21 protein-coding genes are annotated in these 20,860 nt (G+C 47.3%); 9 read left to right on the top strand and 12 right to left on the bottom strand.

The window, feature by feature from the left end; genetic code table 11:
• Positions 1-53 precede the first annotated feature (53 nt).
• Positions 54-251: a hypothetical protein gene (locus AC0MA3_RS00555; RefSeq protein ID WP_474654786.1), complete on the top strand. Its 198-nt coding sequence runs from the start codon at positions 54-56 to the stop codon at positions 249-251.
• A gap of 6 nt (positions 252-257) precedes the next feature.
• Here the strand turns inward: AC0MA3_RS00555 and AC0MA3_RS00550 are convergent, their stop codons facing one another.
• On the bottom strand, positions 258-734 hold the full coding sequence (locus AC0MA3_RS00550; RefSeq protein WP_474654785.1) for a GNAT family N-acetyltransferase: 477 nt from the start codon (positions 732-734) through the stop codon (positions 258-260).
• Positions 735-831: 97 nt separating this feature from the next.
• On the bottom strand, positions 832-1,299 hold the full coding sequence (locus tag AC0MA3_RS00545; RefSeq protein ID WP_474654784.1) for a hypothetical protein: 468 nt from the start codon (positions 1,297-1,299) through the stop codon (positions 832-834).
• Positions 1,300-1,528: 229 nt separating this feature from the next.
• Between AC0MA3_RS00545 and fsa the strand changes: the two genes are divergently transcribed.
• The 3 genes from fsa (at position 1,529) to AC0MA3_RS00530 (ending at position 3,983) form a co-directional block, all read left to right on the top strand.
• The gene (gene fsa, locus AC0MA3_RS00540) at positions 1,529-2,176 is read left to right on the top strand and encodes a fructose-6-phosphate aldolase (RefSeq protein WP_074088639.1); all 648 of its coding nucleotides are present in this window, start codon (positions 1,529-1,531) and stop codon (positions 2,174-2,176) included.
• Between the two features lie 130 nt (positions 2,177-2,306).
• On the top strand, positions 2,307-2,750 hold the full coding sequence (locus tag AC0MA3_RS00535) for a MarR family winged helix-turn-helix transcriptional regulator (protein WP_474654783.1): 444 nt from the start codon (positions 2,307-2,309) through the stop codon (positions 2,748-2,750).
• Between the two features lie 12 nt (positions 2,751-2,762).
• Positions 2,763-3,983 carry an MFS transporter gene (locus AC0MA3_RS00530; protein ID WP_474654782.1) on the top strand — a complete coding sequence of 407 codons (1,221 nt, stop codon included), beginning with the start codon at positions 2,763-2,765 and terminating at the stop codon, positions 3,981-3,983.
• A 130-nt stretch (positions 3,984-4,113) separates the two neighbouring features.
• Here the strand turns inward: AC0MA3_RS00530 and helD are convergent, their stop codons facing one another.
• Together helD and AC0MA3_RS00520 are read right to left on the bottom strand one after the other, a co-directional pair.
• Positions 4,114-6,471 (bottom strand): RNA polymerase recycling motor HelD, encoded by a 2,358-nt coding sequence (helD, locus tag AC0MA3_RS00525; RefSeq protein WP_474654781.1) that lies wholly within the window; start codon positions 6,469-6,471, stop codon positions 4,114-4,116.
• A gap of 270 nt (positions 6,472-6,741) precedes the next feature.
• Positions 6,742-7,773, bottom strand: a complete 1,032-nt coding sequence (locus AC0MA3_RS00520) for an FUSC family protein (RefSeq protein ID WP_474654780.1) — start codon at positions 7,771-7,773, stop codon at positions 6,742-6,744.
• A 290-nt stretch (positions 7,774-8,063) separates the two neighbouring features.
• On the opposite strand from AC0MA3_RS00520, the gene AC0MA3_RS00515 reads away from it, so the two are divergent.
• The gene (locus AC0MA3_RS00515) at positions 8,064-8,567 is read left to right on the top strand and encodes a hypothetical protein (protein ID WP_474654779.1); all 504 of its coding nucleotides are present in this window, start codon (positions 8,064-8,066) and stop codon (positions 8,565-8,567) included.
• Between the two features lie 70 nt (positions 8,568-8,637).
• On the opposite strand, the gene AC0MA3_RS00510 is transcribed toward AC0MA3_RS00515, so the two are convergent.
• Complete coding sequence (locus AC0MA3_RS00510; protein WP_379153133.1) at positions 8,638-9,213, bottom strand: phosphatase PAP2 family protein; 576 nt, start codon at positions 9,211-9,213, stop codon at positions 8,638-8,640.
• 190 nt (positions 9,214-9,403) lie between these two features.
• On the opposite strand from AC0MA3_RS00510, the gene hfq reads away from it, so the two are divergent.
• On the top strand, positions 9,404-9,625 hold the full coding sequence (hfq, locus tag AC0MA3_RS00505) for an RNA chaperone Hfq (RefSeq protein WP_379153135.1): 222 nt from the start codon (positions 9,404-9,406) through the stop codon (positions 9,623-9,625).
• A 144-nt stretch (positions 9,626-9,769) separates the two neighbouring features.
• On the opposite strand, the gene AC0MA3_RS00500 is transcribed toward hfq, so the two are convergent.
• A complete protein-coding gene (locus tag AC0MA3_RS00500; RefSeq protein ID WP_474654778.1) occupies positions 9,770-10,882 on the bottom strand; it encodes a lactonase family protein in 1,113 nt (370 codons plus the stop codon).
• Between the two features lie 220 nt (positions 10,883-11,102).
• Here AC0MA3_RS00500 and AC0MA3_RS00495 point away from each other — a divergent pair, with 220 nt between their 5' ends.
• Together AC0MA3_RS00495 and AC0MA3_RS00490 are read left to right on the top strand one after the other, a co-directional pair.
• The gene (locus AC0MA3_RS00495; RefSeq protein WP_379153139.1) at positions 11,103-11,438 is read left to right on the top strand and encodes a LytTR family transcriptional regulator DNA-binding domain-containing protein; all 336 of its coding nucleotides are present in this window, start codon (positions 11,103-11,105) and stop codon (positions 11,436-11,438) included.
• A 216-nt stretch (positions 11,439-11,654) separates the two neighbouring features.
• On the top strand, positions 11,655-12,854 hold the full coding sequence (locus tag AC0MA3_RS00490) for a peptidylprolyl isomerase (RefSeq protein ID WP_474654777.1): 1,200 nt from the start codon (positions 11,655-11,657) through the stop codon (positions 12,852-12,854).
• Between the two features lie 101 nt (positions 12,855-12,955).
• On the opposite strand, the gene AC0MA3_RS00485 is transcribed toward AC0MA3_RS00490, so the two are convergent.
• Together AC0MA3_RS00485 and AC0MA3_RS00480 are read right to left on the bottom strand one after the other, a co-directional pair.
• On the bottom strand, positions 12,956-13,150 hold the full coding sequence (locus AC0MA3_RS00485; protein ID WP_379153143.1) for a DUF2188 domain-containing protein: 195 nt from the start codon (positions 13,148-13,150) through the stop codon (positions 12,956-12,958).
• 74 nt (positions 13,151-13,224) lie between these two features.
• The gene (locus AC0MA3_RS00480; RefSeq protein ID WP_474654776.1) at positions 13,225-13,824 is read right to left on the bottom strand and encodes a nitroreductase family protein; all 600 of its coding nucleotides are present in this window, start codon (positions 13,822-13,824) and stop codon (positions 13,225-13,227) included.
• A 378-nt stretch (positions 13,825-14,202) separates the two neighbouring features.
• On the opposite strand from AC0MA3_RS00480, the gene AC0MA3_RS00475 reads away from it, so the two are divergent.
• Positions 14,203-15,534, top strand: a complete 1,332-nt coding sequence (locus AC0MA3_RS00475) for a metallophosphoesterase (RefSeq protein ID WP_474654775.1) — start codon at positions 14,203-14,205, stop codon at positions 15,532-15,534.
• Positions 15,535-15,610: 76 nt separating this feature from the next.
• Here the strand turns inward: AC0MA3_RS00475 and AC0MA3_RS00470 are convergent, their stop codons facing one another.
• From AC0MA3_RS00470 to mmsA, 4 genes are all read right to left on the bottom strand, one after another.
• Positions 15,611-17,128: a copper amine oxidase N-terminal domain-containing protein gene (locus tag AC0MA3_RS00470; RefSeq protein ID WP_474654774.1), complete on the bottom strand. Its 1,518-nt coding sequence runs from the start codon at positions 17,126-17,128 to the stop codon at positions 15,611-15,613.
• An 88-nt stretch (positions 17,129-17,216) separates the two neighbouring features.
• On the bottom strand, positions 17,217-17,819 hold the full coding sequence (locus AC0MA3_RS00465) for a TraX family protein (protein WP_474654773.1): 603 nt from the start codon (positions 17,817-17,819) through the stop codon (positions 17,217-17,219).
• A 327-nt stretch (positions 17,820-18,146) separates the two neighbouring features.
• A complete protein-coding gene (mmsB, locus tag AC0MA3_RS00460) occupies positions 18,147-19,310 on the bottom strand; it encodes a multiple monosaccharide ABC transporter permease (RefSeq protein ID WP_474654772.1) in 1,164 nt (387 codons plus the stop codon).
• Between the two features lie 6 nt (positions 19,311-19,316).
• Positions 19,317-20,846, bottom strand: coding sequence for a multiple monosaccharide ABC transporter ATP-binding protein (mmsA, locus tag AC0MA3_RS00455; protein ID WP_474654771.1), 1,530 nt, complete (start codon positions 20,844-20,846; stop codon positions 19,317-19,319).
• Positions 20,847-20,860 lie beyond the last annotated feature (14 nt).

Below are 20,860 nucleotides of genomic sequence, written 5' to 3'. Positions count from 1 at the left end.
TTATAATAGTTCTTGAGAAGTAAGCAAATTATCATCGCCAGGAGGCTTCCAGCATGCGAACCGAACATCAGATCCAATCCAAAATCAATGAATTGACCCTGCAAAAAAGATCCATGGAATCCCGCCTGGCACCACTGCCGGACGGTAGCCCGCAGCGAGAAACGCTGAACGCCCAATTAAGCCGGCTTGAGGATATGATCCTGATGCTGGAGTGGGTACTGGATGCACCGACCGGCAAGTATCACGCTTAAAGTTAATTAAGACAAGACTTTGCCGTAACAAAGGCTGTCAGGATCACCAATATAGGGTCCAAACAAATCAATCGGCCGGTAGCCGTGCTTCTCATACAGCGCAATAGCTTCCGGCTGCTTGATGCCTGTCTCCAGCCGGATCTCTCTGCAGCCCGCCGCTGCCGCCTTCTGCTCCAAATCCAGCAGCATACGGTTTGCGATTCCTTGTTTGCGGGTATCCGGGTCTACATAGAAACGTTTTAGTTCCATCATTGAAGAATCAGCAGCAAGCGGGCGCAGACCTCCGCAGCCTACCGGCTGATCCCCGGCATAGGCCACTACAAACGTCATCTCCCTCACCTTGGGATCAGAGAAATCCACAACATAGATCGTCTCATGCGGATATCTGGATTTCAATTCATCATCCAGCCGTTTAATCAGTTTCTGCAAATCTCTATTCTCTGGATCAACCACAACAAATTCCACTCCGATATTCAGTGACATTCCCGGTCCCTCACTCTCATCTGTATATTATCCAACTATTATATAGTTTTAGTATGGGTTTTCTTATCACCTTGTACAGGTATCAATGACCACATGGCTAATGACGATCCGCAACTGCGGTCTCCTCTTTTACGGCTGATTCCAAACGGAAGATCAGTTCTTTCTCCCCTTTGTTCACGGCCTTGTCCGTAAATGATGCAGGTAGAATGTGCAAGCCCCGAAGCGCAGACTGCCGGATACTGCCCAGCATCCAGTTCTGTGCGTCAGAGAGTGCCATTTCCCCGCTTCCGGCTGGAACACGGCAAAGGGCGATCGTCTTATCAACCTCTCCGCTAGCAAGCCGCCCCTCTTCGTCCGAATGTACGGTGAATTGAAACAAAGGAACGGCTTCCGGACGCTCTTCATTCATTGAAAAGGATTGATAATAGACGGAATACATCAAGCTGCTGATACGTCCCGTAGACTCTCCAGCCTCCTGTTGGGCAATTAGCCTGCTGTTCTGAAAGGCCATGACGCCGGCAGCAAATAACAGAAAGATAACAACCCCTGCATATACCATAATCATATCTGACACCTGCCATTTCAGCGTTATGAACAATACCGTTTCTATATTATCACGTGATGAACGTGTCAGGGAATGGGCACGGCCTGCTGAATTTACATTTCAGCCTGGAATTCTATAAAGTTATTTTGAAATATTCATCTTAACAGTTGAATCTTCCAGCAGCATGATTCATAATGAAGTGGTGCAAAACGTTTGTCAATCCATATCAACCAAGGGAGGATACCACGAAATGAAATTTTTCTTGGATACCGGAAATATTGAAGAAATCAAACGTATTACCCGCCTCGGATTAGTGGATGGCGTAACGACGAATCCGTCGCTTATCGCCAAAGAAGGCAGACTGTTCAAAGATGTAATCAAAGAAATCGTTGCGATCGTCCCAGGCCCTGTCAGTGCCGAGGTCATCGGTCTGAAAGCTGAAGAAATGCTGAAGGAAGCTTATGAAATCGCTGAATGGGCACCGAATGTTGTGATCAAGCTGCCAATGACCGAAGATGGTCTGGAAGCATGTTATGAACTAACCAAAAAAGGTATCAAAACCAACGTAACCCTCATCTTCTCGGCAGCTCAGGGCCTGATGGCAGCCAAAGCCGGGGCTACCTATATCAGCCCGTTTGTTGGACGTCTGGATGATATCGGTGTAGATGGCATGAAGCTGATCTCGGATTTGAAGACGATCCTGACCAATTACGGACTCCAATCGGAGATCATCGCTGCGAGTATCCGTAACATTGCGCATGTGGAGCAGGCTGCCATTGCAGGTGCACATATTGCAACCATTCCTGGTTCCCTCCTGCCTTCACTCTGGAAGCATCCGCTCACTGATAGCGGCATCGAGCGTTTCCTGAAGGACTGGGAGAAGGTTCCGCAGGTCTAAGCACTGTTTAACGATAAATTACCAGCCTATTTCCGCTAATGCGGGGATAGGCTTTTTTGTTGTTCATTGACAATTTTAATTGTCTTAAATATAATTGTCATAACAAGTATAATTGAAAGGACGACTATTCATGTCCCATACTTCACATCAAGATTTTCTCGGATTTTTGCTGGGCTCTACGCACCGGAGAATCTCCAATCTATTCGCCCGTGTCCTTAAGCCCTATGACATCACCCCGGAGCAGTGGTCTATCCTGCTGATGATCTGTGACCGTGAAGGGATCAATCAGAAAGAGGTTGCCGCTGCGGCTGCCAAGGACCAGCCGACGACTGCCCGCATTGTGGAGCTGTTGCAGAAGAAAGGTTTCATCCACAAGACCATGAGTCCCACCGACCGGCGTGCCTTCTTACTCTATGCAACAGAGACAGGCAAGTCATTGATAGAGCACACGGTTACTCTGGAGCAGCAGACCATTGCAGCAGCTGTTAATGGACTAAACCCGCAACAGCTTGAAGATCTCCGCTCCATGCTGGAATTGATCTACAACAACACTGGAAATACACTTCAAGAATAGGAGACACCCGTTTTGAATCATACATCTGAACGTTTATGGACCCCGTCATTTATTATTCTTACGATCTGCAATTTAATGCTGTTCATGGGCCTGCAGATGACCCTCTCCACTCTCCCTGCCTATGCAGAAGAAACACTTCACGCTTCATCTGTTCAAGTCAGTCTTGTGACCAGTCTCTTCGCACTGAGTGCCATCGCTTCACGCCTCCTCTCTGCGAAGGCTATGGAGAAAGGCGGCCGTAATCTGCTGATCTTCCTTGGGCTTGCTATATCCCTTGCTGCGGTTATCGGTTACTACTGGGCAGGAAGCATTCTTGCTCTTTTGCTTATGCGGATGCTGTTCGGGGTAGGATTCGGCATGGCCAGCACCGCCTTCCCGACGATGGCCTCTGATGTAATTCCGATCCGGCGGATGGGTGAAGGCATGGGGTACTTCGGCCTGTCCACGAGTCTCGCCATGTCAGCTGGCCCCCTCCTCGGGCTGAGCCTGCTTCAGGGGCCCGGCTTCGGCTCTCTGCTGATCTGTACAATCGCCGTATTGGCGCTGATTGTCCCGCTTGGCTACCGTCTGACCGCTAATTTGCCGGCACATCACAAGGAACCCGCAAATACTCCGGTGACACAACTCCAAGGTGGAGCCTTCCGCAGACTATTCGTTCCCTGTGTGCTTAACTTTCTGCTCTCTGTCTCTTACGGGGGGCTGCTGGGATTTCTGGCTCTCTTCGGTAATGAAATTCATCTTGAACATATCGCTTACTTCTTCCTGTTCAATGCTGTCGCTATTGTAGTGGTAAGACCTCTATCCGGCAAAATCTACGACCGTTATGGTCCTCCCGCTCTGCTCATTCCAGGCAGTCTCTTTATTATTGCAGGATTGCTGCTGCTCTCTTTCGCCACATCAACAGCCGCACTGTTTCCGGCCGCGATATGTTATGGTATCGGATTCGGATCCATGCAGCCTGCGCTGCAGACCTGGATGATCCAGTCTGTAGAGCCCCGGCAGCGCGGGATGGCTAACGGGATGTTCTTTAACTCACTGGATCTGGGTGTAGCTATCGGCTCGCTGATTCTCGGTTCGATTGCACTTTATACCAGCTATGCTGTCATGTACCGTTATTCAACCCTTGCCCCGCTTTTATTATTGGGGATCTATTTGGTTATTTTGCTTACTTCGCGGTATCAACGCCGTAGCTTTGCCCAGGAACCTTCCATAAATCATCCAGTAGGCAAATAAATTCCGCCTAAGATGTTACGGCTACGGATAAGACCCATTGATATCCCTTTAAATTAAATCTAACGCACAGCAAAGACCGCCTTCCAATATCCTTATGAAGGCGGTCTTTACGTATTGAAATCTTCGGTTCTTATCTCTGTGAAGCCCCGGCAGTCACGGACTCACGAACTTCAGCAGGCAGGAAATGATTGGGCTGGCCCAGACTGTAGATATGGAGCAGATGCATAGCCCGGGTGCATGCGGTATAGAACAGCTTGCGCTCACTTTCGCGGCCATATTTAGCTTCAGAGCCGTCGTAAATGATAACGGCATCGAATTCAACCCCCTTGGCCAGATAGGCGGGGAGAACCAGCGTTCCTTTTTGAAAATTGGGCGTATCCTTGGTAACCAGCCTCACTGGAAGACGATCCTGCAGTTCAGCATGAACGCGTGCACTTTCTTCAGCAGTCTTGCAGATTACGGCCACATAATGATAACCCATGGAATGCAAATTCAGTACATCCTTTTCTATAGAAGCCAGCAGGCCTTCCTCATTGTCCATAACCGTCAGCAACGGTGATTCTCCCCGCCGGTTAAATGGAATGATCTTTTCTCCTCCGGGTATCATCGAACGTGTAAACTCAACAATTTCATACGTAGAGCGGTAGCTGCGGGTTAGGGAAATGACTTCGGTGTTCTCTTCCCCATAGATGCTGACCAGTCCACCCAGATCCCCCAGCACCTCGCCTTGGGCATAAATCGCCTGATTCAGATCACCAAGCACCGTCATTTTGGCCCGCGGGAACAGCCGCCGCATGAATTCCAGCTGGAATGGAGAGTAATCTTGCACCTCATCTACAATCACATGACGAATTAGTGTGTTCGTGCGGAAACCTTGACTAAGCTCTTTCAGATATAGAAAAGGTGTTGCATCTTCATACGCGAGTTCGTTCTGGTTCAGCGAAATTAAAGTCTGCCGGCAGATGTCATTCCAGGCATCAGGCAGCCTGCGGCCACCGCTCAGACGTTCCATTAAATCTTGATCCGTAAAAAGCAGGCTGTAGAGCCCCTTCACATCCACAAACCTACTGCGTTTGGTCCAGCCGCGCAGGGGCTTCAGACGCTGACTGACGATAAATCTGGCCAGCGAGGTTTTCTCCATATCGAAATCATCAAAGCTGTCATTCTGCCCTCCACCCTTACGGCGGAGCATATTATAAGCCCGCTGATAGTCACTGGAATCCATCAGCTCAATCTGATCCTCCACCCATTGCGAATCCCGTTCTTCCACGCTGAATGCAGCGATTTTTTTGAGCAGCCAGCCCGTCATAAGATCAATCCGGTTCGCCAGTTTAATACTGGGATCAAAGCTGTAGAACTTGTGCTCCATCTCTTCCTTGCTGACCACAGCCCGGCCTTGAAACATAAGCGGTTTAAACAGCATCCCTTCATGCTCCAGAAGATTGACGTAATGCCGGATCACATCCAGAAAAGCCACTGAGGATTTATAAGCGATTCCTTCTCTGCGTATAGCCGCCTCGGGCCCGTCCGGGGCATTCAGCAGACTTTCCGTCTGATTGAAAACATCCTCAAGCTCGAATTCCTGGCCTAGCCGATGCTCCAAATACATCTGGAACGTGGTCTGCTGCATATTTTCTTCACCCAGCTCCGGCAGCACTGTGGAGACATAGCTGTTGAAAAGCGGATTGGGTGAAAAGAGCAGCATTTGGTCTGCTTGGAGCACCTCGCGGTATTTATATAATAGATAGGCTACACGCTGCAATGCGGCTGAGGTTTTACCGCTGCCAGCAGCTCCTTGAACGACAAGCATCCGGCTCCGGTCATTGCGGATGATGGCATTCTGCTCCTTCTGTATCGTCGCAACGATGCTCTTCATCCGGTCGTCAGCGCTGTGGCTGAGGACTTGCTGGAGCAATTCGTCACCGATGGTAACGCCTGTATCAAACATGACTTCTATCGAACCGTTATCGATGACGAACTGGCGCTTTAACTCCATCGTTCCGGAGATTTGGCCCCCGGGCGTTTCATAGGATGCCGGTCCCGGAGCCCCGTCATAATAAAGACTGGAGATGGGGGCGCGCCAGTCGTAGATCAGGAAAGTACCGTTATCCTCCATTAACGAACCGATACCCAGATAAATCTTCTCTGTCCCGGCTTCAGGTGTCTCCTTAAAATCAATCCGGCCGAAATATGGGGAAACAACCAGCTTTCTATATTTTTTAAGTGCTTTGCTTGATTGTAGATGATGGCGTTCACGTTCATTCAGAATCTGGGCCTGCTGCCGAAGACTTGTTGATGTTTCCCCAAGGTCATCCGGGCTGCTGAAATTCACAGTAACCTCTTCCCAGAACTCTTTACGCATATCCACGACATCACTGCGATGAAGACCGAGCTCACCGGATAACCTCCGGATATGAGTTGACAGCAGCTTCGTGATTCCATTGACCCTTTCCTGTTCTTCTTTCCATTCAATATCGTGTTTCTCCATTGAAATTCATCCCCTCCGAAAGGTTGACATCCACGCATGATCATGTTATAATTAAGTTGCGTAATTGTGCTTTGTATATCTAGAGTTACTGATATCCTTCAATTGTAACAACTACATTATATTTAATCAAGTCTTTGATGATCCGGTCCCCTTTGGGGCCGGATCTTTTGCTGTGTTCCAATCGATGCCCTTACAAGCTGATCACTATAAAGTATGCTCCTCATTCCGATGGATGGTCAACTTATTCGAATATTCATTAGGGATAGCGGATTATTCTTTTTCATCACCGGTAAGACGATTGATCTGGTCCGCCACCTTATCCAGGCGCTCCAGCTGGTACCCATAGTCATAGACCGCCGCAGCTACAACAGATAACCTCAACTGCCCGCTTTTCTCTGCATCATAGCCGCTGATTGCTGCTTGCAGGAAACGGTCGTTGTCTTCGCTGAGCGGGTCGATATCGGTCGCTCCCGGCTTCAGTTTGTCTTCGAATTTGAGCAAAATCGTCTCATGGTATTTGATAAGCTGCTCCAAATGACGGTCGAACAGCTCGTCTGTGCGTTCTGTACGTTCAGCCTGAAAATAATGCCGGTCCACCGCCTCCAGCACCTCAAACCCTTTCTGCAGTGAAGCCAGCAGATTCTTGTAGACGACCATTTGCCGGGTTTGACTGTATTTAGCTCTGCGAAGCTGCTTTTGCTCCTCCTCAAACAAAGCATATTTGTCTGCAAGTGACCGGATCGAGCCTTCCAGCGCATTTTTCTCATCACGGAAGACGCTCTCCTTCATCTCGTGCGACACTGCCGTTCTGAGCAGTAATGACAGGCTTCCAAAAACATTTTCAATCTGCTGGATATATTGCTTACGCGGCTGGGGAGGAAATACTGCGATATTAATGATGAATGCTGCAATAATACCGTTCAGCGTGAGTAAAAAACGGGTTAAAGCAAACTCCCACTGTCCCGAGGCCTCCATGACCGAGATCACGGTTACCAGTGTCAGACCGATCGTATCGGCCCGGTTCATTCTCATACTGATCATAATCACCAGAATACATACCAGACCGACGGCAATCGGTTCATTGGATAGCAGCATTCCACCCAGGAGCGCCAGTACAGCACCCATGGTACTTGTCTGTATCTGGTCCAGAAAATAACGCCAGGATCTGTATATAGAGGGTTGCATTGCGAATATCGCTGCAATCGCCGCGCCCACGGGGGATGTGAAGTTAAGCAGAGCGGACAGATAGAGGGCAAGAGTTACTGCCAATCCGGTTTTGAGTATGCGGGCGCCAAAAGCCAAATCCATCCCTCCTAAAGTTTTGTGAGCATTACTTCATCGATTTCACTTCGTACAAAACTCACTTCGAAAGCATATGCTTAAGTTTTGTGAGCATTACTTCATTGATTTCACTTCGTACAAATATGTATATCCTGATCTGCTTTGGTTCATCTCTAATAAAGCACAGACATTATTACCCAAGATGCGGGCTGGCGAATTTTAGTATGTCTTAAGCCGGCTTTCAGGTTTCTTTCAGCATACGGGGAATACTGGGTACTGCAGTCCCAACACATTACAGTAGGGGTGAAACAATGAACAACAATGTCAAAAGAATCACAGCCTTCGCAACAGCATTCCTGCTCTGTTTGGCTCCTGCCGCCGCTTATGCTGAGAATACGGCAGGTAATATTCCTTCCGCTAAGCCGGATTCGGCGGTTCATGCTGAAAAAGAACACCACCACCATGCGCCTAATATGGACAAGGGATTTAAGGCCGCACGCGCACATTTCATCATCAATGAAACGTCCAAGCTGCTGGAGATGGACCGTACAGAAATAATCCGCAGCCTTAGAGCAGGAAAAACGCTATATACTTTAGCTCAGGAGAAAAAAGGCTGGACCGAAGAGCAATATATTCAAAAGCTAAGCGATGCAGCCAGCCTAAAGCTCGACGCTTCGATTAAAGAAGGTCAGATTACCCGGGAAGAGGCGGATAAGCTAAAAGCCAGCCTGCCGGCGCTTATGAAACTGAGTATCAGCCGCACGGCACATGTTCAGGAGCCCAAATCTTCAGCCTTGCCTTCCAGAACACCTTGATTTCATATCCACGAACCAATTGTTAGCAAATGCGGATTCCCATACGAGCTGTATAGGGGATCCGTATATTTTATAGGCTCTGCTTTCCCTGCATCCTGGAATTCCGATATACCTCAAAGCAGGTGACACACAGCAGCAACCAAGCCCCGCTTGCAGCGTATCCTCCAATGACATCACTAGGGTAGTGAACGCCCAAATACACACGGCTCCAGCCGATCCCTCCTGTCATCAACACAGTAAAGAGAATCAGCAATATCCGTTCGGTACTGCTCCTCATATGCCTCCACAGCAGGAACGCAAGCACACCATAGAGCGAAAATGCCGCCATAGAGTGGCCGCTGGGGAAACTGTATCCTGCTTGTTCAATAAGCCTGTGAACGTTAGGGCGCTCCCGGTGAAACCATAACTTCATCCATGTGTTCAGCACCTGCGAGCCTAAGCCGACTACAAGAAACAAGAGAAGTTCCAACCTGTGCTTCAGTACAAAGAACAACAGGGCCATAGTAATAAGTGAAATACCTATCGCAAGTTTTGAGGAACCCACCAGAGATAGACCTTTGGCCAGGGAAGTGAGTGCCGGAATTTCTGCTGATTGTACCGCGTGTATGATCGAGATATCAAAACCAGAGATCCGATCCAGTTTCACAAACACAGCGATCACAGCAAACACAAGCAGAAAACATAAAAAACCACGAAAACTTTTGTATCTATATAGAAGTTGCAGCTTGACTACCTCCTTGTATACTCTTAAACTTGGCGACTCTATTTCCTGAGAAGGTCTTACCCGTGGTATAATACCTTGGAAGACAATTCAAAAAAGATGGAGTGCTGCCAAAGTGGAAACTCTGAAATTACAGGAACGTTTGTTGAACCAATGCATCTCAACCAAGGTTCCCGTGACAATCTTTACTACCAATGGAGTCAAAATGCAGGGACAAGTAACCTCCTACGACGCATATACCATCACTTTGCAGGGTCAAGGTGACGGTAGACAGAATGTGCTGTTCAAATCGGCTGTTTCCACCATCGTGCCGCTGAAGCCCGTTTCGCTAAAATAAGCATATTTTGCCACAAGCCTCTTCTCAAAAGGAACACCGGAGCATGCAGCTCCGGTGTTCCTTTTGCATAAATTTGTAGGGATGTTAAGGGCTAACCTCGTACAACATCCCCCTGTTCCTCACAGTGCGGGATTCTCCCGAAATTTATAGTACCAAAGGAAAATATGCTGGTTTTACACATACCGGTTTGGAGACCTCAGCTGTATGACCCGTGAAGGCAAGCCTCCCGGTTGCGCGGTCAACATGGAATACAACCAGATTATTGCCATCACGGTTGGCAGCTATCAGGTAAGCCCCGTCCGGAGTCAAGGTAAAATGGCGGGGATGCCCACCACGGGTGGAGACATGTTCTACTAGTGTAAGTACGGCAGTTGCTGGGTCAACGGCGTAGACCACAATACTGTCATGTCCGCGGTTTGATCCATATAAATAAAGACCATCTGAAGATAAGGCAATTTCAGCACAGCCATTGTCAGCTGATGGGTAGCCTTCAGGCAATGTAGAGATTGTGGCAACCGTTTGAAGCGTTCCGGCATTCCGATCATAGAGAAAAGATGTAACGGTACAATCCAACTCATTAATGACATAAGCGGATTTGCCGTCTGGATGAAAAACGAAATGGCGCGGTCCGGCTCCTTCATGCAGCAAAGTATCCCCCAGCACTTCCAGCTTCTTCGCCTCGTGGTTAATCCGGTAAGTACGAATCAGATCAAGCCCAAGATCAGCAACGAAGAGGAATTTCTCATCCGGACTGAAGATGGCAGAATGGGGATGAGGTTTCTCCTGCCCAGGCAGATTTCTTTGACCCGTATGTACAGCAGTATCCTCCAACCGAACCGGCAGTCCTTCCTGATCCAGAGTCAACAGACCCACCAGTCCACTATGATAGCTGCATACTATAAGATATTCATTGTGAGCATCTCTTGAAATATGGCAAGTTGTAGTTTGTTTGCTGCCTGTGGCAGGCATCGTTGAAACACGGTTCAATTCGGTGAGCTCGCCAGACTGCGGATCGATGGAAAAAGATACCACTTCCCCTTCCTTGCCGCCTTCCCCATTCGGCTTTTCTCCGATGGCATACAGCCGGCCTTCGGCAGGATTTACATTCACAAAGGTCGGGTTAGTAATGCCCTGAATCTTATCCACCAATGTAAGTGTACCTCCAGCTTCTCCATCGAATTCAAATACCTGAACCCCGCTTTCCTCAGCGCTTGCGTAGGAACCGGTAAACAGCAGCAGTCTAGTATGGTCTTTCATCTCGGTCATCCTCCTCCAATGGTTCATCTCTCTTGTAAGCCTAGGCATCTCATTTCGGGTTAGCCATCTATATAATTTACATTTTTTCAGTGTCTATGACAAATCTCAAGCGGAAAATGTCATAAAACATTTTAAAAATAAGGCTTCTCAAGGTCAAATCAATATGCTATAATGAAAGCGCTAACATTGAGTTTTTATTTTGTATAAAGGGGGAACATGAATGAGCAGCCTGCTGGAAGCCAGAAATGTGTATGAGGACTTCGAGGTGGAAACGGACATTCTGTTCTTTAAGGTCGGAGACCATGATTTGGTCATTTTTCACGGCAGAAACTATAATATTAAAAAGAGAATGACTGCCGAACAGCTTAACCGTTTGTTATCTAATCCAAGTTATTATCATGTGTATGGGGGTTGTTACGTTAACCTCAACAAGATCAGTTCCATTGAAGACGACAGTATTTATTTCGGGGAGATGGGCCTGTTTGCCAAAACGGTCCGCGTGCCAAGACGCAAACAGGAAAGCATTCGCCATCTGTTGAAAAGCCTCAGTTCCTAAGCGGTACATATCCGCTGCAACTGAGGACTGCGGAGCCTTCACAAAGCCGGAGTAACATGGGTATATCCCTGTTACTCCGGCTTTTTCTTTGTATCTTAAGAAAAACTTAAAAAGTAAATCGGCTTTTTTATACTTTCTTAAGGTTTGGAATCCTGATTTCTGGTAAAGTTGTAGAAAGACAGGCAACACCTATATTGAAGGGAGTCATTAATTATAATGGACAAAAAGGATTTCAATGAGAATGAACAGCTAGACAACAATGGAACAACGGAAGATAACAGCACTTCCGGTATCAATGAAGCAACTCTGGAGGAATCTTCATCTGCTCCTGAATTGGAACCAGTAACCGCTCAGGAAGCTCCAGAAGTATTCGAAGAAGATGCTACACCTGACAGCGCTGCCAATGTTCCCGTTATGAATAAAGTCGGGGATGGAACACCTCCATCCACCCCATCCTCCAAGAGCGGAAAGGGCTGGATGATCACATCACTTGTACTGGCTGCAGCCCTTATCGTTGTTCTTATCGTTCAGCCCTTCCAAAAGGATGACAATAAAGTAGCCGTTGCATCGGTCAATGGTACTGATATTACCAAAGCTGAGCTATACGACAAGCTCGTTGAAGCCGGCGGGGATTCCACCCTGGAGAACCTGATCACCACAACGCTCGTTGACCAAGAGGCCAAAAAGGCCAATATTACGGTTACCGATGCCGATATCACTACTGAAATTGAAGATCTGAAAACACAATTTGGCGGTGAAGAAGCGCTTAACAGTGCCTTGCAGCAAAGTTCAATGACGCTGGATGATCTGAAAAAACAAATGCCGCTGCAGGTTAAAATCCGCAAGCTCGTTGAGCCTAAGGTGACTGTTACCGATGATGAAATTTCCAAATACTTCGAGGACAACAAAGCTACCTTCAACCAGGAGGAACAAGTCCGCGCTTCCCATATTCTTGTAAAGACAAAAGAAGAAGCTGATGCCATTCTGAAACAGCTGAAAGATGGCGCAGATTTTGCTGCGCTTGCGAAAGAGAAATCCGCTGATACCGGCTCCAAAGATAAAGGCGGCGATCTTGATTTCTTCAAGAAGGGCGATATGGTTGCTGAATTCGCTGATGCTGCCTTCAAGCTCAAAGTTGGTGAAACTAGCGGCGCTGTCAAAACAGAGTACGGCTACCATATTATCAAAGTAACTGACCGTAAAGAAGCTCATGTATATACGCTTGCAGAGAAAAAAGAAGAAATCACCAAAACCCTGAAATCTCAAAAGGTATCCGAAATGTCTAGCACTTGGCTTGCGGATCTGAAAGCTGGCGCCAAGATTACGAATACATTGACTGATGCCAAAGCGAAAGCATCCGCATCTCCTGCTACCAGCGCGGATCCGGCAGCCACGGAAGCCCCTGCTACTAAGTAGACGGTAACTTTACCGGCCATTTATATTTATGACCCTAAAAAGAGGACAGGCACATCTACCGTGCCGTCCTCTTTTTTAAATTCAATTCGGGCAGACAATGGTTACTGGTTCTTTTTGCGGATCTGCTTATCATGGTTCTCGCCCCATTCTTTGGCTTGTGCCGTGGCGATGGAGATTGCCCTTCCCTCTTCATATCCTTCGTCCAAGAGGGCATTGGCGATCTCAATTGCTTTATTGCGCACCGGGGCCATAAAATTCTTCAGAGAATCCGGATAATCATCTTTGTTCCATGGCATCACAAAAACCTCCTTATTCGGGCTATAGATATCATTAGCCTGATCAAGGAGGTTTTAAACCATTTCTGGATCGCTTATTTAATAACTTTTACACGTTCTTCGATCGGCTGGAATTCTTTTTCACCCGGTGCGTTCACGGTTTTGCCAAAAGGCATTTGGGCAATAAGCTTCCAGTCTGCCGGAATATCAAAGGTTGCTTTCACTTCATCATCAATGAGCGGATTGTAGTGCTGCAGTGAAGCACCAAGACCGGCTTCAGCGAATGCGGTCCATACTACAAACTGAAGAATCCCGGAGGATTGGTTGGACCAAATCGGGAAATTCTCAGCATACAAGGCAAAGTTCTCCTGCAGATGCTTCACCACTGCCTGATCTTCAAAGAAAAGTACTGTACCGTAACCAGCTTTGAATGAAGATAATTTCTGGGCTGTACCTTCAAATTGTTCTGTGGGAACAATTTTACGAAGGGTTTCTGAAGTAATATCCCATACCTTATCATGCTTATCTCCCAACAGTACTACTGCTCTCGAGCTCTGGGAGTTAAAAGAAGTCGGGCTATGCAGAACCGCCGTTTCTACAATTTCCTGGATTTCCGCATCAGAGATCGGGGATTCTTTGCTGATTGCATATACGGAACGTCTGCCTTTTACTGCTTCAAAAAAGTTCTTAGACATAAAATTTCAACCTCCATTTATTTAGTAACTTACTTTTTTAAATCTTAACACTTTTATTCCGAATGCACAATACTTTTCTTAATTTTTCCTTTGTCTGATTTTCAATGCCAACGCTTATTGTTGTTTGCCTCGAATATAATTATACGTTCCCCTATTCTGTATACTCCATTCCCATGATTAAGAAACAGTTACTCACTTTTCGATATACAATCCCCCATCAAATAAGCTACAATAATTCAGCAAAAGTTCAAAAGAAGGGTTGATCGAATGAGATTTCAAAGCCATAAAGAGATGTTTTCTACAAAAAAGACCAATATATATGCACTTTCCTTACTTTTAGCGGCCGGCTTCGCTCTTGCAAGCTGCAAGGACACAACTTTGTCACTACGAAATACTGCAGCAGCAAGCGTAGTATCTGCGGAAGAAACAATGGCTCCTATATCTTTCTGGGTAGCTACGGATACCCATTATCTCGATAATGATCTTCAGGATGGCGGGGAAGCTTTTCAGGCTTATGTGAATGGCGGAGATGGTAAAATTCTGCCTTACAGCGATGAACTAATGGAAGCCCTTGTCTATGATGCAGGGGTAAAGAAGCCGGAGTTTTTGATTCTCAGCGGGGATCTTACCAATAACGGGGAAGCAAGCAGCCACAAGAAACTAGCCGAGAAGCTGAAGCGTGTGGAAGCCGCGGGCACCGATGTCTATGTTATTCCTGGCAATCACGACTTGAATAATCCATGGGCAAGATCGTTCAAAGGGGGGAAGCAAGTAGTAGCTCCGCATATCACTCCGGAGAATTTCACAGAATTGTATGCGGATTTCGGCTATAAGGAAGCTATTACCCGTGACAAGGACAGCCTTAGCTACCTCGTTCAAGCGGCACCTGAATTATATCTGCTGATGATTGACAGCAGTCAGTATGCCAACAACGAAAGCTACGGGTTTCCCCAGACAGACGGCCGTATCCTCCCTTCAACCCTATCCTGGATAGATGAGTGCACGAAGCTTGCAGCAGAGAAGCAGGCCTCCGTCATTACGGTGATGCACCATAACCTGATCAGCCATACCTCCATGTCTGTATCGGGATTCACCCTTAACAACAGTCAGGAGACGATGAAGACCCTGCGCAAAGACGGGCTAAACCTGGTATTGTCCGGACATATACATATGCAGGATATCGCACGTGATCCAGAAGAAGTGACTGACGGTACTGCCGGTTCCGGAGACTCACCGGTCTATGATATTGCTACTAGTGCTATGGCTGTGAACCCGCACCAGTATGGTGCAATGCACTTTGATCCTGTTACCCGGGAAGTCACTTATCACACTACAGCGGTCGATGTGGAGGGCTGGGCCAAGGCCAATGGAAGTACCGATCCCCATTTATTAGACTTTAAAAATTATGCAGAGAAGGTATTCGCGGGACAGTCGTATGAGAAGGCAATGTCCAAGCTCAAAGACTCCACCTTCAGCCAAGATGAAAAACAGTCGATGGCTGAAGTGATGTCACGGCTTAACGTGAATTATTTCGCCGGGACGGCTGCGAGTAGGCTGGATGAAATCAAGGCCATGCCGGGTTATGAACTGTGGATGGGTATGGACGGCGGATTCATGTCTGGATATATCCAAAGTATGGCTAAGGGTAAAGAACTCAGCAATGTTTCACTAAGAATGGTACTGTCAAATCTTAAATCTTTAGAAGAATGATCCTGCAAAATATAGAACGTCAAAAAGCCGGAGCCTCTTGTATAAGAGATTCCGGCTTTTTGTTGTTTAGTTTAGCTTATGGACGGTCAATATAGATGTATCCATCTTCGTCCACTTCAACTTTCGCATGGAGCGCTTCTGCCAGTACACGAAGCGGTACATAAGCATCACCATACTCGTCTACGAATACCGGCTGCGGGAGTTTCACTGTCTTCCCGTTAATCAGAGCCTTGTTAGACCCAATTGTGAATACCAGCTTATCTCCGTAGACGTCATCGGTTACAGTAATCGCACGTTTTGCCCCATCCCACTCCACTGCTGCATCCATATCTTCAGCAAGATACCGTAGTGGCACGTAGGTAGTGCCTCCTTCGACAATCGGATAATAATATTCATCATCAGGTGCAATCATCAGGGATTTTGCGGTAATATTCATATCATTCTTGAGCATGTTGTAGACATCTGAGCCTGGCGCAAAGCTTCGGAGGGTCTCTCCTGGTGTAAGCCCGGCAGAAGTCAAATCCATTGCTCCGTCTGTTGAAATCGAATCTGCGGTTACCACACCATTCACGTTCCAGGTTTGTGTAGCCATTTTGAGGGAAATACTCTGAAGCGGTAGATCCTCACTTGCCGGCAATGCGACAAAGAGATTGATATTTTGCTTGCGGACATGGAATCCACTATCTACAAACATATCGATATCAAGCTTGGTCTCTTTGCTCAGGATGGTTTTCAGTTCTGGGGTGGATGAGTATAGATTATCCAGCTGTTTATCATAGATAAGCAGAAGGGCATCTACAGCCAATTTGGCCGCATCATGCACTACAGTCACTACACCTTCCTTGTCTTCAAGCGGGATTTCTCCCAGTCCCAGATCACTGAGTTCGTCTGCCCCGATACCATTGGCTTCGAGAAGCGGGTACAGATAATCATAGAGACTGCTGATGAAAGTCGTAAAGCCTTCAGAATCCTTAGAAATGGATTTCAGGAAGCTCTTCACAAGCACCGGCATTTCATCGCCAGTAATCTCCGTATGTAGCTTAGTCAAATTCAGTTGTTCGCCATATACAGATTCATTTACAGCAGCTACACTGATCGCGCCGGGATTCGGCAGATTTTTCACCACAAACTGGGTCAGCAGCTTGGAAATCTCCTGTGCTTTGTTCTGGTCAAGTCCTTCAATGCCCATGGATTCTTCGTACCCGGCAATCGGGTAGTAGAATGGATGTTTTGCTCCTTCAACATTAAAGACGACAGCCTCTTTATCCATAAAGAATGTAAAAGGAATAGATAATTGCTTGAAGCCTACAACTCCAGCTGCTGATACGTTGCCATTGTCCTGAAGCTTCATACTGCTAAGATTCAGAGAGAAGGAATTGATGAGATCTACCATTTCCTTATCTTCCGCACTAATTCCCGCAGCAGGTACAGCATTCAATGACATGGTGGTGCTGGATTCAGAAGACTTCACATCCAGATCTCCCAGTAGCGCCTTGTTCACATCAAATCCCGCAATACTCTGGCAGCCTGCCAATATCAGCAGTACGGCGAGAAAAGGGAGCAACCACTTGGTTCTTGCTTTCATTTTCTTCATAGCATTTCTCCTCTGATCATATTTACAATCTATATCCATCAACTCATAAAGAGGGAGGATCGTGCATAAAAGGAAACCGCTAACAGGATTATATTGTAAACAGACTCTGCCAATCTATAAATACCCATTCCTGAAATATCAGAATCTTCACTATTGCCAGTACCGCCAAATGGGCCGGGTAGAATGACCACCAGATCCAGCGCGGCAGCCGTTTTTTCTCCAGAAGTCTCCAGAAATCCGGAACCGCTCCTATGAGAATAGCAGGCACGATACTGAACATTTGTATGAACCATCCATAATAGAATAAATACACAACATTGAGTATGAAATGGGCCAGAATGAGCCAGTAGAATCGGGCATAACGGAAGATAAGCACCAGCAGCAGACCATAGGCATTATAATCCATCGGTAGACGGTCCATGAGAATTAATGCAATAAGGATTACTGGAATTCCATACCAGAGATTAGGCAGCTTATCGAGTATAAATAAAACTGCTGCAGAGAGCAGCAAGGTGAATACGACATTCCAGCCACCAGGATCCAATGCCAGATTATAGGGAATCTGGGCTAACAGCGCAATCCATAGCAGCCGCCTCAAATAACGGGTTCTTGATGATGTATGTATATGCCCTTGTACGAGCGCATAGCAGTATATTGGAAAAGCAATTCTCCCCACATATCTCCAGGCCATCTCTCCCGGAAAAAAATGTAGCCGATATGATCAATCAGCATGGTCAGCATCGCGAGAATTTGCATCTGTGGCCTCCAGTTGAATGAATGATGGGATGACGTCTTATGTAAACATATTGTCAACATTATAGCAGAGATGTAAGCAGTTTACTAAGAAAGAACTGTCAATTCCATCCTGATTCTACGAAAAGATCCGGTTCATACCTCTCCTTTACTATCGGCCAGATCATGATCCGAGTTGAATTCTATATAGAAAAGAACCCCTCCCTTATAATACCAGGAGCGGTTCTTCCCATTTGTACTTCTTGTATTACAGTAGCCAGTGTTGTTAAGCAGTCTTCGACTTATTGTAAATATCAAAGCCCACAGCCAGCAGCAGCACCAGGCCTTTAATACCTTGCTGCCAATCTACACCGAGTCCGATAAGTGACATCCCGTTGTTCATAACACCCATGACCAGGCCGCCGATGATGGCGCCTACCACCGTTCCGATCCCGCCAGATGCAGATGCTCCTCCGATGAAGCAGGCTGCGATGGCATCCAGCTCGAAGTTGGTGCCGGCTTTTGGTGTCGCCGAATTCAGACGGGCTGCAAACACCAGACCGGACAGGGCTGCGAGCACACCCATATTAACGAATACCCAGAAGGTGACACGTTTGGTTTTGACACCGGAGAGACTGGCTGCCTTCTCGTTGCCGCCAAGTGCGTAAATGTGACGCCCCATCGTCATATGATTCATAACAAAGGAATAGATAACGATCAGCACCATCAGGATCACCAGAATGTTCGGAATCCCGTTATATTGGGCAATGACATAAGTGAACAAGTTAATGACGATTACTAGCGCTGCAGCCTTAGCAATGGAGAGCCAGACAGAGGTTTGCTCAAAGCCGTATTTGACAGAGATTTTCCGGTTACGGAACTCCTGATAGACAACCAGTACGGACAGTATAACGCCCACCACTAATGTCAGGACATTCAGCGTGCTTCCTCCAAAGATATCCGGGATGAACCCGGAGCTGATCTTTTGAAAGGTTTTGGGGAAAGGGGCTATCGACTGGCCATTCAGCACAATCATCGTCAGCCCCCTGAACAGTAGCATACCTGCAAGCGTTACGATGAACGCGGGGATTTTGATATAAGCGACCCAGAAGCCCTGCCAAGCTCCAACCATTGCTCCCATCAGCAGTGAGAGAATGACCGCCAGCACTGGATTCATCTGCATGTCCACCATCATTATTGCGGACAGCGCCCCGATAAAAGCGGCTACGGAACCGACAGAAAGGTCGATATGACCCGTGATAATTACGAGCACCATCCCGATGGCCAGCACCAGAATATAGCTGTTCTGCAGAATCAGATTGGTTACATTAAGCGGCTTAAGCAGAATTCCGTCTGTAAGAATCTGAAAGAAAATCGAGATAAAGATCAGAGCAATGATCATGCCGTATTGGCGGATATTCTTTTTGAAAATTTCAGTTATCGCTCCCATGCGGTGCTACCCCCTGCTTCGTGTCATATATTTCATTAGCAGCTCCTGCGATGCATCCTGCCGTTCTACTTCGCCGCTGATGCGGCCTTCACACATGGTATAAATCCGGTCACACATTCCGATAATCTCCGGCAGTTCCGACGAAATGACCAGCACCCCTTTGCCTTCTGCCGCCAGCCCGTTAATAATGGAGTAAATTTCGTATTTGGCTCCCACATCAATTCCGCGTGTAGGCTCATCAAGAATGAGGATATCCGGCTGGGCGTAGATCCATTTGCTGAGGACAACTTTTTGCTGATTGCCTCCGCTGAGGTTCACGGTTTTCTGCAAAATGCTTGGCGTCTTGATGTTCAGCTTCCTGCGGTATTCCTCCGCGACCAGCACTTCCTCGTTCTCATTAATGACACCCCGGCGGGACAACTTCTTCAAGCTGCTGAGCGAAATATTACGTTTGATGTCATCGATTAGAATCAGTCCGTAATGCTTGCGGTCTTCAGTCACATAGGCCAAACCGCTGTCGATTGCTTTGTTGATATCATTCAGATGGACCTCTTTACCCTGCATGAACAACTGGCCGCTGATCCGTCTGCCGTACGATTTGCCGAATACACTCATTGCCAGCTCTGTCCGCCCTGCTCCCATCAGTCCGGCAATGCCAACCACTTCCCCGCGCCGGATATGGAGATTGATATTGTCTAGCATTTTGCGTCCCGCCTGAGTCGGATGGTATACTTCCCAATCTCGGATTTCAAAAATTGTCTCTCCCAGATTCGGCGTCCGCTCCGGATAACGATTGGTCAAATCACGGCCCACCATGCCTTTAATAATGACATCCTCGGTAACCTCATCTTGCTTCATATCCAAAGTGCGGATCGTCTGCCCATCCCGTAGAATGGTTACAGAGTCTGCTACCTTCTCAATTTCATTCAGCTTGTGGGAAATGATAATTGAAGCAATCCCGCGTTTTTTTAGCTCGAGAATTAATGTAAGCAGGTTTTCACTGTCATCCTCATTCAATGCCGCTGTCGGTTCGTCGAGTATGAGTAGCTTAACCTCTTTGGACAACGCTTTGGCGATCTCCACCAGCTGCTGCTTGCCGACACCAATCGTGGATACCTGTGTGAACGGCGATTCACTTAGGCCGACGGTCTCCAACAGCTCCTTGGTTTTGACCGTGGTTGCGTTCCAGTTGATCACCCCGCGTCTTGCCTGTTCATTGCCGAGAAAAATATTCTCCGAGATGGACAGATAAGGAATCAGGGCCAGCTCCTGATGGATAATGACAATCCCCAAGCTTTCACTATCTTTAATATCCTTGAACTGACAGACCTGTCCTTGAAATAAAATATCCCCCTCATAGGTTCCATGCGGATAGACGCCACTCAGTACCTTCATCAGAGTAGATTTTCCAGCTCCGTTCTCCCCACAGAGGGCATGAATTTCCCCGGCTCTAACCTGCAGGTTCACGTTGGAGAGTGCCTTGACCCCGGGAAAGGTTTTGGTTATGCCCTTCATTTCCAGAATAATCTCGCTCATTGCCTCTCACCCAG

This window comes from Paenibacillus sp. LS-5 (assembly GCF_056121505.1).
Note: the sequence above shows the minus strand (reverse complement) of the source record. Positions and strands in the feature narration are given on the sequence as shown.